Raw genomic sequence first — 17,130 nt, 5'->3', positions numbered from 1 at the left:
TTTAGCCCTCGCAGATTTTCCGAAATCCCGCGGCGGTGAAGGGAATCATGTGATCGTAGGCGGCCCGGAAGTCGGCGCTGTGGCACTGTCCCCGGGACAGCTTGTCGATACGGCCGGTATTGGCGAGGGTCAGTGTCAAAGCCCCGGACAGGTTGTGATAGCACCAGTAAATGTCCGCTTCACTGGCTTTGGGCAGGGCTTTTTTCAACGCTTTGATGAATTCCTGAACCAGCTCGTCAAACAGTGATGACATCATACGGGGCCCCCAGTAGGGGGAATTGTTGATGTAGGCGATGAGGGCGAGATAGTGGCGCCAGCCTTCGTCGCCGGTCTCCTGGGCGATCTCCAGAGGCCGGAGGAAAGCTTCGATAATCTGCTCCACACTGGGCCCCTTCGCGCCCGATGATTCCTGACAGGCATGGAGGGCTTCGAGGCGCGCGCCGTTGAGTAATTCAGCGCGGCGATTAAACACGGCCTGAAAAAGATCCAGTTTCTTTCCGAAGTGATAGTTCGCCAGGGCGACGTCCACACCGGCGCTTGTGGCGATGCGTCTCAGGGTTACGCCATCGTAGCCGTGTTCAGCAAACAGCTCTTCCGCGGCATCCAGAATCCGGTCTCGCTTTGGCACGTTTGTTTTCTTAGGCATGGAGACTCCCTGTACCCGGCGGTGGTCCGGGGAACGTTTATCCCGAACACCCGCCAGAGATTGCCTTGTATCTTCAACGCTTGTTGAATAGTCTGTCAGAAATCGCCGGGAAATAACAACAATGTCTGCCGAGTTCTTCAAGTATGCCCTAACTTTCGGATACGTCGGCGTGGTGTACTGGCTGTCCTACGTCGGTATGCGACGCACGCGCGACGTCGAGGGTTTTGCCATCGGCAACAAGGATATGAGTCCCTATCTGGTGGGCATCACCCTCGCGGCCTCCATATCATCCACGGCGACCTTTGTGATCAACCCCGGGTTTGTCTACGAGCACGGCCTCTCTGCCTACCTGCACTTTGGGGTTGCGGGCTCCCTGGGTATTCTCAGTGCGTTTTTGGTGTTGGCCCGCGGATTTCTCCGTCTGGGAGAGGCGGGCAGCGCCCTCACTATCCCCCAGTGGATTTACTACCGCTACAACCATCGCGGCTTCAGCCTGTTTTTTGCTTTCATCAATCTGCTGTCCATTACCTTTGTGGTGCTGATCCTCGTAGGCTGCAGCCTGCTGATGACGGGGCTGTTCCCCATGGAGCAGAAAACCGCCCTGGTGCTGGTGCTCCTGTTCGTCTTTTCCTATGTCCTCATGGGCGGCACCTACGCCCACGCCTACACCAATACGCTGCAGGGCATCATGATGCTGGCAGTCACCGTGGTGCTGTTCTTCCAGGGGTTCAAGTACTTCGCCGGTGATCCCGCCGGGGCTCTGCGCGCTGTGGGCGAAGACTACGCCCAGGCATTCAATCAGAGCAGCAGCCTGTATTTCAGCTTCTTTTCCGTATTTGTCAGCGGTTTTGTCGTGACCTTTGCACTTATGTTGCAGCCGCATATTCTGACCAAGGTGCTATATCTGCGTAGCGAAAAGGACGTGGGGAAGTTTATTGCGACGACGGCGGTGGTGGGCAGTCTCTTTACCCTCATGCTGATGCTGGGTTTCTACGCCCGTCTCGCCGGCCTCGAGATCGACGCGCAGGACACGGTGGTTCGCGAGTATCTGCTCCATGAGTTCGGCAGCTCCGCCTGGGGTGAATACGTGCTCGTGTTTATCTTCCTCACGCTCCTTGCTGCGGGAATGAGCACCCTGGACGGAATCCTCGTCGCACTATCGGCCATGGTGGTGAACGACATCGTGAAGCCCCTGGCCAGTGAGGCCAGCAACGGGCTCGTGCTCTCGCGCTGGGTGCTCATAGCCGTCGGTATCGTGGGTGTTGTCCTGGCCTGGAATCCGCCGCCCCTGATCGGACTGTTTGCGCAAAAGGGCGTCTACGGACTGGCGGCGGCATCCCTGGTGCCGGTGCTTTTCGGGGTCCTCGTGCGCCGGCATATTCCCCTCTGGGTTGTGGCGGGCGCCGCCGGCCTTGGACTGGGGCTCCACCTGTTTTTCAACCTGATTGTGGGGATTGCGAATCCTGCAATCTCCGCGACCTACGGCATTTTTGCGTCCCTGGTTTTTGGTTTGGGAGGGCTTGCGCTGACTCGCGGCGAAGCACGCCACGGTGAGGGCGAGGTGTAAAATTCACATCTTGACACTTCAACAACTGTTGAATACGCTAGGTGTTATTCAACGGATGTTGAATAAATCGTATCAGCTACGCAAAGCGATCAGGCAAGACGATCGTTGAAGAAAAACAATGTGCCGGGACACACGGCACTCATATAACTTATAACGTTACAGGTGTCCGCCATGCCGCATAAAACGACTGCTCGTAAACCCCTATTTGCTGCCACAACCGTTGCTTCCCTGCTGTTGTCGGCCGCTGCATCGCCTCTGGTATCCGCGCAATCCGAAGAGCCCAGCTTTGCTCTCGAAGAGGTTCTGGTGACGGCAAGACGCCGTGCGGAAAATCTTCAGGACGTGCCCATTGCGGTCACCTCCCTCAGCGGTGACGCTCTGCGCCTCGCAGGATCCCAGGACATCACCGAGCTGGCGCAGTCTGTACCCAGTGTCACCCTGGAGCCGTCCCGAGCCACCAATACAACGCTCACCGCCTTTATCCGGGGCGTAGGTCAGCAGGATCCCCTCGCCGGTTTCGAGCAGGGTGTTGCCCTCTATCTTGACGATGTTTACATGGCCAGGCCCCAGGGCGCTTTGCTGGACATCTACGATGTAGAGCGTATCGAGGTGCTCCGGGGGCCCCAGGGCACGCTCTACGGCCGTAATGCCGTGGGCGGGGCGATCAAATACGTCACCCGTCGTCTCTCCGATGAGTTCGAGGCCAGTGTACGTGCCTCCTATGGTACCTATAACCAGGCAGATCTCGTGGGAACCGTGTCCGTGCCCGTTACGGATACTTTCCGCGTGGGTGCAACGGTCGCTTCCTTCAATCGCGACGGCTTTGGTGACAATCTGTTTACCGGCGGCGAGCAATACGACAAGGATATTTTTGGTTACCGCCTGTCCGCAGAGTGGGAGCCCAATGAGAACTTCCTTATCCGCCTGGCCTACGACAACACGGATGATCAATCATCGGCCGTGGCGGGCTGGAGACCTTATCCCGGCGCTATTAGTGGCACCCCGTCTCCGAGCGATGTTTTTGACACCAACGCCGGTGCCAGCGTACTACCCACCACCGCAGGCATTAACGGTAACAACCAGGTAGAAGCCGAGGGCTGGTCCGCCTCCGTCGACTGGAATCTGAGCGATACCATCACCTTGCGCTCCATCACCGCTGGCCGGGAAGACTTTACGGAGTCGGTGATCGACTTTGACAGCCTCGCCTCGCCGGACTTTGACGCCCCGGTAATCTACGACAACGAGCAATTCAGCCAGGAGTTCCAGCTGCTGTGGAATACCGATCGCTGGAACCTCGTGCTGGGTTACTACTATCTGGATGCGGAAGCCGCCAACGATTTTGACGTTGTCCTCGGACTCCTCGCCCCCGGTGGTCTTACGGCCTATACCGGCGGCGTGGTCGAGACAGACTCCTGGTCCGTATTCGGCGATCTAACCTATGAGCTGACGGACCGCTGGTCTCTATCCGTGGGCGGGCGTTACACTGAGGATGAGCGCAGCGCGGATATCTTCCGCGGCACCTACCTGGGAACTGGCTCGCCGTTCTTCGGGAACGACAGCGCCATTTTGCTCGCGGCAACCAGCGATTATGAAGCCGAGCGAACCTACTACGACTTCTCTCCACGGGCCAATCTGAGCTACGCGCTCACCGACGATATTAAGATCTACGGTGGCTATAGCCAGGGCTGGAAAGCCGGTAGCTTCGATCCCCGGGGCGCCAACTTTGCGACCCCCGCGGTGGAGCAGGGTTTTGATCCCGAAGAGCTGGATTCCTGGGAAGTAGGCCTGAAATCCACCTGGTGGGATGGTCGGGCAATCACCAACGTCGCCCTGTTCTACAGCGACTACCAGGACATGCAGATCCCCGGTTCCGTCGGTGTGGACAGTGACGGTGATGGCGTCAACGACAGCTTCGTCGGTACCGTGACTAACGCCGGGCAATCAGAGATTTCCGGTATCGAGATCGAGGGCAACCTGCTCCTCACGGAGAACTTCAGCATGCAGTTCTCCGCCAGCTTCCTGGATGCCTCCTTCAAGGAATATCTTGTCGGTGACATTGATGTCTCTGATGATCGGGATATCCAGAACACGCCGGAAGAAATGGTGTTTATCGGGCTGAACTACAACACGGATCTGGCTGGCGGCAACCTGCTGATCAATACCAATTACTCCTACAAGGGTGATGTCCAGCAGTTTGAGATTGCCTCGGAGGATATTGATCAGGAGGCCTACGGTCTTCTTAACGCCAGCATCGTGTGGACCAGCGGCGACGATCACTGGCTCGTGGGCCTCTACGGCAAAAACCTCACGGACGAGGAATACCGCACCGCCGGTTATTGCTTTGGTACCAGCGGTTGCCCGTCTTCCCTGGGTCTGGAGAACAACACCACGGTTTTCTTCGGTCCCCCCACAACGGGCTATGTGACCGTCGAGTATCGCTTCCAGTAAACACTTGCCTGCGCTGCCCCTGGGGGTGGCGCGGGATTTTTTCTGGAGAATGTTGTGATGCGTGAATTTCCTGCGCCCTCTCCCTTGTTGCCCGAGATTCTTGCGCTCCATGGGCGTTGGCGATCCGAGCGAACAGCGGTTGTCAGCGGTGATGAGCGAAAATCCTGGCGCGAGTTTGTCGCCGACAATCACCGTTTTGCCCATGGGCTTCTAGGCGCTGGCGTGCAACCCGGCGATCGCGTCGGAGTCTTCATGGGCAATGCTTACTCCATGCTGACGGCTTTGTTTGGCACCTTGGCCTCGGGGGCTGTCTCCGTACCCCTGAACACCTCCGTAGCCGATGACGCTATTGTCGCTATGCTCGGCGATGCGGATATTCGCGCACTGATCGTCAGCGAGGAGCACCGCGCACGCTTTGACAGGCTTTTGCCCCGGCTGCCCGGCGACCTTGTCTGCATCACCGACGCAGTTACCACGGATGTTGATGCTCCGGTCTGGCAAACCATAGACCGTATCAGTGCGAAGCAGCCGGATACGCTGCCGGCCGTGCCCCTTGCTCACGATTCACCGCTGAACATCATCTATAGCTCGGGGACTACGGGGCTGCCCAAGGGAATCCTCCATTCCCACGGTGGTCGTCGGGACTGGGCCTATGACCTGTCCATCGCCCTTCGTTATCACGGTGGTGCGCGAACTCTGCTGACCATAGGTTTGTATTCCAACATCTCCTGGGTCGCGATGCTGTGTACCCTGTTGGCGGGTGGCACCCTGGTGGTACACCCTCGCTTTGATGCCGCGGCGTTTTTGAAAACAGTGGAATCCGAGGGGATCACCCACACGGCCATGGTGCCCATACAGTTCCAGCGAGTCCTGGAGGCACAGGTTGCCTCGCCCCATGATCTGTCGAGCATGCATGCGATGATGAGCTGTGGGTCGCCCCTTCATGAGGGTCTGAAGCGGGCGATTTTTGAAACCTTCCCGTGCGGCATTATCGAACTCTACGGTCTCACGGAGGGGATTATCACAACCCTGGACCCGGAAGATGCCGAGGGTCGCTGGTCTTCCGTGGGTAAGCCCCTGGTAGGCACAGACATTCTCATCGTCGGCGAAGATGACAAACCCTGTGCTGATGGTGAAGCCGGGGAGGTCGTTTCCCGGGGAAGGATTACCATGCCCGGCTACTGGCAGCGTGAGGATGCCAACGCCGACGCCCGCTACGTGGATGGGCATGGTCAGGTCTGGTTGCGGTCCGGCGATATCGGGCATCTCGATGCCCAGGGTTTTCTCTACATCGTGGACCGCAAGAAAGACATGATTCTCTCCGGCGGCCAGAATATTTACCCCCAGGATATCGAAGCGCTGTTGGTTACCCATGAAGGTATTGCGGACGTGGCGGTCATCGGCGCGAGCAGTGAGCGCTGGGGTGAAACGCCCATTGCCCTGGTGGTGGTGCGCGATGACAGCCTTACCATGGCCGCACTCCTCGAGTGGGCAAACCAGCGTCTGGGTAAGCAGCAACGCCTGGCCGACTGCATTGCCGTGGAGGAGTTGCCGCGCAATCCCAATGGCAAGATACTCAAGCGCGAATTACGGAAACACTATGGAGATAAGCGCTATGGCTGAAGATCGTACAAGAGCCCTTTATGAGGATGTCTGGTACGAGAGCGCCGATGGTCTGAGGCTCTATGCCCGGGACTACCCCGGGACCGAGGGCTCAAGTCTTGTGCCGGTGTTGTGTATGCACGGGCTTACCCGCAATTCTGCGGATTTTGAGTGGATTGCGGCACATCTGGCCAAAGACCGGCGGGTGATCAGCGTTGATCAGCGCGGTCGGGGTTTGTCCGATTACGACAGCAACCCCGCAAACTACACACCGGCCACCTATGTCGGCGACATGTTCATCCTCTTGGACAAGCTCAAGCTGGAAAAGGTGCTGGTGATCGGTACCTCCATGGGGGGGTTGATGGCCATGCTCATGGCCAACATGCAGCCCTCGCGCTTCGCGGGTATCGTGTTCAACGACATTGGTCCCGAGCTGGACCCTGTGGGTCTCGATCGCATTAAAAACTACGTGGGCAAACATCGCGAGATTCGCAGTTGGGACGATGCGGTAGCCCAGACCCGGGAGATTAACGAGGTGGCCTTTCCCCTTTATAGCGAGGAGGAGTGGCTGCGTTTTACCAAAGGCTTGTATCGGGAAGTCGACGGTGTACCGCAGATTGCTCATGATCCTGCGATTGCCCAGGCGGTGTTGGAAGCGGATGCCAATGCCGTCCCGCCGGATCTATGGCCTTTGTTTACCAATATGGCGTCCATGCCCATGCTTCTGATCCGCGGCGCGATGACGGATTTGCTGGCGCTTGACTGCGTGGAGAAGATGCAGACGATTGCTCCGGGCCTCGAGGTGGTTAATGTGCCGGATCGAGGTCATGCACCCATGCTGGATGAACCGGTTGCTGTGGCGGCCATTGACGACTTTTTTGCCGGGGTGGACCCCGCCTGACGCGAGGCTGAGCCGACAGCCGTCACTGTGCCTTGGGGGTTGGTCCTGCTAGAGTGCTGCCCCACAGAGTAGGAGCAGTCATGCGAAGAATTATCGTCGGTATCAGTGGAGCCTCGGGGATTGTTATGGGCCTGCGGGCTCTGCAAATGCTCAAGGAAGTCGGTGTTGAATCTCACCTGGTGATGAGTAAGTCCGCAGAGCTGACCCTGCATCACGAACTCGATATGAGTGCTGAAGAGCTCAAGTCCCACGCTGACGTGGTGTACCCGGTCAAAAATGTGGGTGCCGCTATCGCCAGCGGGTCTTTTATTACCGATGGCATGCTCATCGCTCCCTGCTCCGTGCGTACCATGTCGGAAATTGCCACGGGCGTTACCTCCACGCTGCTCACGCGGGCGGCTGATGTGGTACTTAAGGAGCGTCGCCGCCTGGTGCTCATGGTCCGCGAAACACCCCTGCACACGGGGCACCTGAGGACCATGACGGCCTTGTCGGAAATGGGCGCGGTGATTGCCCCGCCGGTGCCGGCGTTTTACACCGGCATCAAGAGTCTCGATGAATCGGTCACCCAGAGCGTCGGGCGCAGTCTGGATCTATTTGGCATCAGCGATACCGCCATCAGCCGTTGGCAGGGATGAGCCATTAATCTGTCGGATGCCAGGCCGGACTTTCGCCGTCACGGACTCCTGCTCTTTGCGGTAGTACTTCTGGACATGATCGGTTTCGGTATCTTATATGTACTGTAGTTATTGCACTAACTGACCGACCGGTTCATAATCTCTTGTAATGCCTAGGTCTTCAATATCTGAGAAAAAGCACGCTACTTGGGATGGGCTAACTATCTCATTTAAGGTTTTCGGGCGGGATCATTCCCGCAGATACGAGACCGTGGTGACGATCGATTTCGGTGAGTTGAGCCTAGCCCCCACGGGCTTTATCAGGACCGCGGTGGAGCACATTCCTTCTGGCCTCGCCAGCACTACCGTTCGGGGCTTCAGAAAAGCACTAGAGCTGCTCGACCTAGGGCAAAAAGATGATGTAACGCTGCGTTTGAAGGCGGTTCTTGAGAGCCCTCTGAGCATGCTAACCAGCCATGAGATACGAGAGTTCGCGGGCGTTGCGGAAAAGCGATTTAATGAAGCATGCGCGGAGAGATCCATTAAATCGACTACACATGTTGAGAGGTTTTTATGCCTTCTTCGTTATGCCCCGGGCCTTTTGAGTAATGGCGTAAAGGTCTCCCAGTTAGGCTATTTACGCGCGCGAAACCAACCGATTGCGCCAGACTCAGGCGGTACCCCTGGCATGAGTGATAAAGCTCCAGTACGGAGTGACCCTAGAAAGATTAGATACGAGAGCATCAGGCACGATAGTGAAAAGGAGCTTGAAGAAAAAGCGGTGGAACTGCTCGAAGAGAGCCGCAACGCAATTCTTGCGACCGCAAGAGAAATTCTTCACGCACAACAAGACCATAAGGCCACTCTTGATAATCTGGCACAAAAGCAAATGCCAAACGAAGAAGAGACGGTTAAATCTATTACGTCCTCTAAGAGCAAGCATTTTAAACTGAACATACCACCAGCGGTTTTTGCTGGCTCCGATGGTCTGGCAGTAACGCATTCCTTAGCCCGAATTTCACATCTTATTGGACTGTATAAAGAGTCCTTTTGGCTGGGCGTCAAAGACAGGCCTAGCACGTCAATTCCCACCAAAGGCAAGTTGCTTTGTCCACCACCGCTGGCTATGTATCTTTATCAGCACAAGAACAGTTCATTGTCAGCGCTGCTGTCAAACCATTTCATGACGCCGATTAGTATCTATGCTGCGGTAGTGATATTGACCGAACATACCGGCTGGAATCCATCGTCCGTATGGGAGCTTACTAGATCGCGGGTTATTGAAATGACTCGCGAAGGCGATGTGTATATGTACAAACTGCAGGGTCATAAAGGTAAGACAGACCAGATGTTGGTTGGCAGTGATGCAACAACGAGCATCGAGCGCACAAAAAACAAGCTAGCATTTCTAGCGATGTCGATGCTTCTGGAGAACTATGAGTCAATACGCTCGAATTGGGGCATAAAAGACGACGTACTTGCGGTATCGATTGGCTTTAGACATAAGCATCCTATAGGCATTGGGTTTAGTGCCCCGGGCTTCAGTGTTACGAAGATCTTTCGAATCATGTCGGGGGTAGAAGATTTCACTTTAAAAAATCTGCGTCCCTTAAAAGCGACTAGCGAGTTTTTACGGACGGGAAACATCTACATTGTTCAGGGCATGCTAGATCACGCCAATATTTCGCAAACCATGGCCTACATCGACGGGCATATTGTTGCACGCCTGGCTAAGGCAAATATGGCTCGTTTCATGCGTCACCTAGAAAGCACAATCGTCTTTTCAATCGGCAAAGATGTGATGCCCAATAAGGATGGCTATGACGAAGACCAAGTTCTCGAAAATCTTTTTCCTATTGGCGATTTCACAAATCCAAATCAATCGATAGTTGGCAAATGGGTTGCCTCTATCGACAATTCGGACGAAGAATCGCAGAAGATCGTGGTCAACGAACGAGTGATCAAATATGTCGCAGCTAAGCTGAACTACTACAAAAAATACAATCAAGCCCTTCAAGCTCGGAACCCAGAAGCATTCGTTTGTTACGAAGTACCGCAGATTGTTTTCTGCAAAGCGTTCCAGGAGTTTCTAAAACAGAAGGGCGTGGAGGTCTGACATGGAAAGAGCAATACCCTTAAGACCTAACGACCGCAATTCGACGTTTGAAGATGCTTGGGTAAGCAATGAAACGATAGTATCGCGCCCTGAAGACAATGGCTTTACGTACTTGCGACCTGTATCCAAAAATGGAGCAAGCAGCACAAAGAAACCAGTAACGATACCTGTTGAAAACCTAAGGCTCTTTGTACCCAGCAATGACTTGGGCCTATACCAAGGAATCGTGGACCTAAATAGGTTCCCTGACTTATGCCGGGCGAAGAAATACGCACTTGCCAGCCTTTTCTTGAATACTAAGCCGGACTCCGCGAGGTTCCGCGTAGGACATTTAGCCGCAGTTATAAGATCGATCTACGTTTGGTGTCTGAGGCAAGGCCTATACTCGCTGACAGATTTCAGTCATGAGCATGCGCAAAGACTGAGGTCAGAGTGCATCGCCACTGGTTCGATGCTGGCCTTGGGGGGCTATGCAGACGCTGTACGGGGCCTCTTACGCGCCGCCCTCCAAGACGTCGAGTTCGCCCAATCCTTAGTCCCAAATCCTGTAAACCGAAAAATTGACTGGCCCTTGGCGCGCAACGTGATGGGCGACGGTGTTAACGTCAATAGCGTGACAGCCAAGGCTAAAGAGCTTCTTGTTAGATGCGCTCGTAGTGAAATTTCAGATTCGGAGCGAAAAGATTTAGTAAAAACGATAGACGAAATACACGTATATCGCCAAGAACCGCTGTCGGAAAATACGTTGCGTCGCCATCTGGAAAACATTAATTGGTTAGCCCGATTGCCAGACGAAGCGAAAGGCTTGAGGTTCAGGCCATTCGAAAGTCCAAACAAACTTGCGTCAACGATTGGGCGGGTCAGCAGGAAAACGAAAGACATTACCATTGAGCAATCTGTTGAGATCATCGAGTACGTGATCTCAATGGTTTTCACCGTCGCCCCAAAAATAATCGCCGCACTGGAGGCAAATTCCGTCTCCCGCCAGGCTTACGATCAAATGTCCGATCAATCTCGCGCCAAACTTCTTCGCGACGTCGTCCTGCAAGTTGAATCGCTACCTTATGGCATAAAGTTGCTGGAAACCGCCACAGCAACCCAGAGCATCGCTGCCAGAGAGGTTACCCTTCACACACTCTATTTGGCTGCTCTTGAGTGCATTTTCATGCTCGTTCAAATTTGTAATGGTCGCAGAAAGAATGAAATTAGGGGTGAGAGGGGAATCGAAGCGGGTTTGTATCGTGGGTGCGTACAAACGATAGATGATGACTTAAACGGATTTGAGCTCGACGTCTACATACTGAAATACAACACCGGTTGGAGGTCGCTTCCCGCCAATAGACTCGTTCACGACGCTACAAAAATCGCCGAACAACTTCAAAGCGCCTACTTCGGATTAAGCGGAATGAAGCCGGAAGATTTTGGTCTTGAGTATGGTAGCCGACGCGCCTCCTTGAGCATTATTGCAAGTTCTTTTATGGGCGATGTTCGCAATCAAAAAACCACGCTTTTTCGACACGATCGCATCACAGGCTTTATGGAATCATGCTTGCCCACTTGCGATGCTGATATTTTAAGTAAGACACACGTTTATCGGCGTTTGTTTAGCAATCTCTACTACCATAGATTCGAGGACAGTCGACTAATAGCCCTAATGCAGCAGTTACAGCATCTCGACCTGGAGCAAACACGTCATTACATTTCAAAAGACGCTCACTGGACTCAAGCAGATAAGAGAGTCTCAAAGCACAGGCCGGCTGAACTGAAGATAGACGATGCGAGTTCATTCGATTATCACAAACACCATATCGAGAGAATTTTCGATGGAAAGCCTGTTGGCGGCGGTTACGCGCTTCTGGTTGCTACTCTAACTAAACGCCTTCTCAAAACAGCAGAATTTGCTGGTTATTCACAAAAAGAAAAGGCTCGAATCGTTGCCGAAAAGCAGGCTTCTCGTGGCTTTTCGCCAGACCCAAAGGGTCACGGAATCTGTTGGGTAGGCTCTTCACGACACACAAGGAAAGCTGCCCATTGCTTTAATTCCGAAACAGGGAATACCGAAAAGTCAGACGCAAGCCCATCTATCTGTCATGGCTGTATAAATTTTTTGAGCACTCCAGGTCATTTGGAGTATCAGACTGGCCTGCTCAAAGAGCTTGAATCTGAAGCGGCGAATTTCGGCTTGCCGGACTCTATTCGACAACAGCAGAAACAACACTACGACGATCTCCGTGAGGTTATCTGGTTTGAGCAAGAGTCCTTCGGCTCCAACGATGCTGCGATTGCAAAGAAGATCGGTGACATGGTTGCGGCGGGCGAAAATGATCAAGACTGACAATCACATTTCCCAACGTAGTAAATCTGCCGCCACTGACTCTATTTCCGAGAAATTGCGGGTACTCACAGAATGGGCTGACGCTGGCATCCCGTGGGTACATACTGACGATGGCGAGTTGCTTTTGAACAAGAAGGGCGATCCGAAGCCAGACTTCTTTCCTACTTCAATACGAAAGTTTTGCACATGGGACGGTTCACAGAATTGCGAATTTGTTCGTCAGACATTGCCCCAGTTCTCATCAAACTCCCAGGATACGCTTAGCCGTCCACACAACGCGAAGCTCAAGCATTCGGTGGTGACAACTATCGAACTAGCGAAGGCGAAAAGAGACTCCCAAGTCGCCGTACAAGCGAAAAGGGATTGGCGAACTCAGCTTTCTTTAGAGGTGAAAGAGTTAGAGCAAAAGAGAGCCGCACTTGCTGCGCAAATCGCCGAGTTCGAACACCGAGCGATGCGGGCTGAGCGAGAGTTGAAGGAACTTCAAGCGGCCCACAACAGAAACGTGACCCATCTGACAGAAGAGCTTCAATCCCTGAGAAATGAAAACGCATCCCTTCGACGCCAGGGACACAAGATCTTCGAGTTGCCGAAGAGGGATAGGCACGATGAGTAAGCGCCAAAATACCTACGCTAAAATCGGTGCTGATAATGCAGAAAAAGTGAAGGAATGGGGCAAAGAAACTCCTGTGTCCCAAATGCCCACAAACCAATTTGGTGGAGTAAGCCGCTCTAAAGTTTGCGAAATGCTTGGGTTTTCGCCCTCAACCGTGGGGTCGAACATCGCAATTTCTGAGGCATTTGACAGGATTGATGAAAGATTAGCGAAAGCCCCAAGCAAGCAGCGGAAACGAACAGACGCAGAAGTTAAAGCACTTGAAAAACGTATCAAGCACTTGGAAAGTCGTGTTGCCGTGCTGCAAGCCGAGAATGACGTTCTAAAGCGCTCTAAGGCCGCTGAGGAGTTTTTCCTAAACAATTGCCGAATGATACGAGCGTGACGGCAATTCAATTCTCAGGCGTCGTAGGGGCGATCTGGAGCGAATCTGAGGCGCGCGGAGCCATCATTCGACTAGATGACGTGCAACAGTGGCGGGGTCGCCGCATCAGCGTTCGCATTCCACGTAAAGTTTGTTTCAAATTACCTTCCATCGGGGAAATATGGACTGTCTCTGGAAATCTCGAGACATCTGATTTCGGTGATCAGTTGGTCGCTGATGCAGCGTACCAGGGACACCCGGAGGGGCAACAGGTCGTTGAGTTTTTAGCGAAAAACCCTCGCTTTGCTGGAGTTGGAAAAGCAATAGCAAAACGGCTCTGGGACCGCTGGGGCGACGACCTCTATTCTGTATTGGATGATGCAGACTTTGAGATGATAGCAATAGAGATGAAGCTTCCTATGCCGCTTGCAGCCAACATGGTTGACCAGTGGAAAGAGAGCCGGATCGAAGTTCAGGTTTTACGCAATCTCCAGGCGCTTAAATTACCTCCCAAAATTGCGAACCAGGCAATTAGATTTTGGGGTGAGAAGGCTGTTGAAAAGATAAAGGAAAATCCGTACCGGCTGCTTCCATTCAGCTCATGGGCTGCAATCGACAACGTTGCAAGAGCGGCCTATTCGATGCAAAGCTTTGATCCACGTCGTCTCGTAGCAATGACTGAGGCGGTTTTATATAAGCACCTAGACCAAGGAAATACTGCTGTACCTATTAATACACTGGTGGCTGGAGTCCAAAAAATAGATCCTTTGGTCAACGCCCACGAGGCCATCGATCTAGCTGTGTCCGATGGGACGTGCGTAGTCCACGAAGAGCAAGCACAAATTCTTGGTTGTAAGGTAATTGAAGACGGTATTTTGAATCGCATGTCTAGGTTGCTTCAGACACCGCGACGCAACCGCGGCCTATTTTCAGGCGCCCCAATAATCCAATCTGAGCAACCAATTTTTGCTGGCAACTTGACCGAAGAACAACAAACTGCCGCGCTCGTTTTCCTAGAGAACCGTTTTGGAGTCTTACTCGGGGGCGCTGGCATGGGTAAAACTACGTTACTACGGTACGTTTATTCCCAGCTACCAGCAGAAGAGGTGATAGTTCAGCTAGCGCTTACTAACAAAGCCGCCAACCGAATGCGTGAAAGCACAGGGCGGTATGCGTGCAGCATAGCCGCCTTTTTGGGGCGGGCCGACGACAACCAACTCCCATCGTACTTTTCTGTATTCGTGGATGAGGCATCAATGCTTGATGCCATAATGATTTACAGGATTTTTTTAGCGATGCCCGAAGATGCCAACTTGTATTTAATTGGCGACCATCATCAACTGCCACCAATAGGCCCCGGCCTTATTTTGCATAAATTTGCGGAAACAGAATGTGGCTTCGTTACGAGGTTAACCAAAGTAATGCGTCAATCTGAGGAAAGTGGTATTCCTGGAGTGGCAGCAGAAATTCGAAACCAGACACCACCCAATCTTGTTCCGTTTGATAGCGGGTTATCACAATTCAATGGTGTGTTCTCACGGTGGTGCACTCAATCACAATTTCTGCACGATGCGTTGGCCACTTGGCGAGAATTGAAGACTCATGGTCAAACCCAAATCGTCGCAGCGACAAGATCGATTGTCAGTGCAATCAATACCTCGCTTCACATCGAGCATGTACAAGCGTTGGCTAGCAATGGCGAGTCTATACAAACAATCAATATCAAGGATGGATCAGTGGCCGTTGGCGAACCTGTCATTTATCTTCGTAATAATGCGCAGCGCCAACTATTCAACGGTCTAATTGGCCGTGTAGTTGAGGTGAGTGCGGATAATGGTGCGGGCGAGTCCGTCATGGTGCAGTTTGACGACATTGACTCACCCCATGAACTCGCGAGCGATGATCTACAAGACCTTTCCCTCGCATACGCGATTACGTGTCACAAAGCACAGGGATCGCAATGGCAATACATTGTTGTGGTATCTGGGTTTAGCAAAACGGCCCCTAGGATCGCAGATAACAGCTGGTGGTATACCGCCGTAACCCGATGTGAACAAGCCTGCGTGATAGTCGGTAGTAAGGAAGGTTTTGATAAAAGCGTTGCCGCACCACCCCGTTCATTCGCGCGGACGACTGGGTTTCGCCTGCATTGTTTGGAAGCAGCATGAGCACCATTCAGCTTCACAGCGCAGAAGTCTATTGGGTGGACATTCCGAAAATTGGTAAGGTACCTCTCCACACTGACCGAATGCATATTGTTTGTCGTGAGTTCTTACGATATTCCATATCGGTTTCACAATCTTTGATAAACAAAGGAGCCTCGGAAGAGGCTTATCGTCGCAAGCTTGAAGATGTTTCAACCGCCTTTACTCGTTTGATTGAGTTCAATCGTGGCAAAGCACCCCAGGCGCAATCTATCGATGATCGACACTTGGCCAGTTTTAGAGATTGGTGTTTTGAGCGAACCCGCAAGGACGCCAGATCAGTAGACGACCTGACCGCAAAGCAAACCACCAACAAGCGCCTCAAGGTTATCTATGACTACCTTTCGTGGACGCAAGAGATTGATTGCTCGATCCAATCTGTTATTGGCTGGGGACAGTTCCGCGTGCAATCATCGCTACCATATCGGTACAGCGGGCGTGGCGACCTGCGAGATGATACTAATGGAAAACGCCTATACCCACTTACATTCCAGAGGGTTGGTACAGCAAGCCGCACGAAATTTCAGTATGTTGCGACCGACGAAGATGTTCGGCTTCTTAGGGACGAATTAAGCAAGGGCTCCCCATACTGCGTCGCGAGAAACCTGCTGCTACTTGATATTGCCGATCAAGTCGGCCTTCGGGCGATAAGTCTTAGCTCCATACCTATCGAACCGTTCTCCGATATCAACCTCAAAAAACTAAATCTTGATGCAACCCACATCTCGGTCCGGCCTGTGCTTCAAAAGTTTTCGTACAAATTTGAATTCGATTTTCCCCTGCCCCTGGCGTATAGCATATCAGCGTTTATCGAGGACGAACGGCAACAGCTTATTGAAAAGGTGGGGAAACCTTTCGAGGAAGAAAATTGGCTATTTCTCTCGAGCGGGGGAGTGCCTTTGACACCAAATTACATCTCAAGAATGTTTGGGAAGGCATTTCGCAACATCGAACATGTTCGTGGGTTCAGGGCAGCGGCTCACGCGCTACGACGAAAATTCACACAAGATCTGACGGCTGACCAATTGGCGGCGCGAAAAGAGAAAGGGCTATCCACCGCACCAGAAGATGTACTCCATCCAATTGCTGAAGCCCTTGGACAAGTCAATATCAACTCTCAGGCCCCCTACCACCGCGCGGTGACTGCCGACCTCGCAGATAGCCGAAATGGCTCACTCAGAAGGAATCTGCAAGCGCAAAAGTCTGAGAACACCGCACTGAGATCAGAAGTGGCTCGATTAAAACAATTACTTAGTAAAGGGTAAAACGGCATGAATGCTGTTGAAATTGAATGCGTATTCCGGTGAACGTGAACACCTATTCCGGACGAACGTGAACACCTGATTTCTCAACGCATCACGTAGTGTGCTTTCTACTTCAAGTGTTCACCTTCAGTCAATTCGCCCAGTTTTTTTCTCATCGATTCGCCCTCCAGCGGCAGCCGGTGCGCGTTGTGCATCAGTCGATCCAGGATGGCATCCGCCAGGGTGTTGTCGCCGATGGCGGCGTACCATTGGTCTGTCGGTAACTGGCTGATGATCACGGTCGATGTTGATCCGTGACGGTCGTCCATAATCTCCATCAGGTCGTTGCGTTGGGCGGCGTTGAGCGTCTCCAGACCCCAGTCATGAGTTATAACTGAATCTGGTGTTTGAATCGCCACCAGTTTGCTAGACACCTTTCAGCCATACAAAATGGCTATCAGAGAGGTGTT

General features: G+C 53.0%; 13 protein-coding genes. 11 read left to right on the top strand and 2 right to left on the bottom strand.

The window, feature by feature from the left end; genetic code table 11:
- Position 1 precedes the first annotated feature (1 nt).
- Entirely contained in the window at positions 2 to 646 is a 645-nt protein-coding gene (locus KT71_RS00315) for a TetR/AcrR family transcriptional regulator (protein ID WP_008293518.1), read from the bottom strand.
- 121 nt (positions 647 to 767) lie between these two features.
- On the opposite strand from KT71_RS00315, the gene KT71_RS00310 reads away from it, so the two are divergent.
- The 11 genes from KT71_RS00310 (at position 768) to KT71_RS00260 (ending at position 16,681) form a co-directional block, all read left to right on the top strand.
- Positions 768 to 2,213 (top strand): sodium:solute symporter family transporter, encoded by a 1,446-nt coding sequence (locus KT71_RS00310; protein WP_008293519.1) that lies wholly within the window; start codon positions 768 to 770, stop codon positions 2,211 to 2,213.
- A gap of 171 nt (positions 2,214 to 2,384) precedes the next feature.
- Positions 2,385 to 4,661, top strand: a complete 2,277-nt coding sequence (locus KT71_RS00305; RefSeq protein ID WP_008293520.1) for a TonB-dependent receptor — start codon at positions 2,385 to 2,387, stop codon at positions 4,659 to 4,661.
- Between the two features lie 57 nt (positions 4,662 to 4,718).
- On the top strand, positions 4,719 to 6,284 hold the full coding sequence (locus KT71_RS00300; RefSeq protein WP_008293521.1) for a class I adenylate-forming enzyme family protein: 1,566 nt from the start codon (positions 4,719 to 4,721) through the stop codon (positions 6,282 to 6,284).
- Complete coding sequence (locus tag KT71_RS00295; RefSeq protein ID WP_008293522.1) at positions 6,277 to 7,164, top strand: alpha/beta fold hydrolase; 888 nt, start codon at positions 6,277 to 6,279, stop codon at positions 7,162 to 7,164. Before KT71_RS00300 ends, KT71_RS00295 begins: the two co-directional genes overlap by 8 nt.
- An 80-nt stretch (positions 7,165 to 7,244) precedes the next feature.
- Positions 7,245 to 7,802, top strand: a complete 558-nt coding sequence (locus tag KT71_RS00290; RefSeq protein ID WP_023660474.1) for a UbiX family flavin prenyltransferase — start codon at positions 7,245 to 7,247, stop codon at positions 7,800 to 7,802.
- A gap of 253 nt (positions 7,803 to 8,055) precedes the next feature.
- A complete protein-coding gene (locus KT71_RS00285) occupies positions 8,056 to 9,897 on the top strand; it encodes a site-specific integrase (RefSeq protein ID WP_023660473.1) in 1,842 nt (613 codons plus the stop codon).
- Between the two features lie 571 nt (positions 9,898 to 10,468).
- Positions 10,469 to 12,232, top strand: a complete 1,764-nt coding sequence (locus KT71_RS00280) for a hypothetical protein (protein ID WP_152025151.1) — start codon at positions 10,469 to 10,471, stop codon at positions 12,230 to 12,232.
- On the top strand, positions 12,219 to 12,848 hold the full coding sequence (locus tag KT71_RS00275; protein WP_008293526.1) for a hypothetical protein: 630 nt from the start codon (positions 12,219 to 12,221) through the stop codon (positions 12,846 to 12,848). Before KT71_RS00280 ends, KT71_RS00275 begins: the two co-directional genes overlap by 14 nt.
- Complete coding sequence (locus KT71_RS00270; RefSeq protein ID WP_008293527.1) at positions 12,841 to 13,233, top strand: hypothetical protein; 393 nt, start codon at positions 12,841 to 12,843, stop codon at positions 13,231 to 13,233. Before KT71_RS00275 ends, KT71_RS00270 begins: the two co-directional genes overlap by 8 nt.
- Positions 13,230 to 15,380 (top strand): ATP-dependent DNA helicase, encoded by a 2,151-nt coding sequence (locus KT71_RS00265; RefSeq protein WP_008293528.1) that lies wholly within the window; start codon positions 13,230 to 13,232, stop codon positions 15,378 to 15,380. Before KT71_RS00270 ends, KT71_RS00265 begins: the two co-directional genes overlap by 4 nt.
- Positions 15,377 to 16,681, top strand: coding sequence for a site-specific integrase (locus tag KT71_RS00260; protein ID WP_008293529.1), 1,305 nt, complete (start codon positions 15,377 to 15,379; stop codon positions 16,679 to 16,681). Before KT71_RS00265 ends, KT71_RS00260 begins: the two co-directional genes overlap by 4 nt.
- 107 nt (positions 16,682 to 16,788) lie before the next feature.
- On the opposite strand, the gene KT71_RS00255 is transcribed toward KT71_RS00260, so the two are convergent.
- Positions 16,789 to 17,094 (bottom strand): ATP-binding protein, encoded by a 306-nt coding sequence (locus tag KT71_RS00255; RefSeq protein ID WP_008293530.1) that lies wholly within the window; start codon positions 17,092 to 17,094, stop codon positions 16,789 to 16,791.
- Between the last annotated feature and the right edge of the window lie 36 nt (positions 17,095 to 17,130).

The organism is Congregibacter litoralis KT71 (genome assembly GCF_000153125.2).
Lineage (GTDB): Bacteria > Pseudomonadota > Gammaproteobacteria > Pseudomonadales > Halieaceae > Congregibacter > Congregibacter litoralis.
Note: the sequence above shows the minus strand (reverse complement) of the source record. Positions and strands in the feature narration are given on the sequence as shown.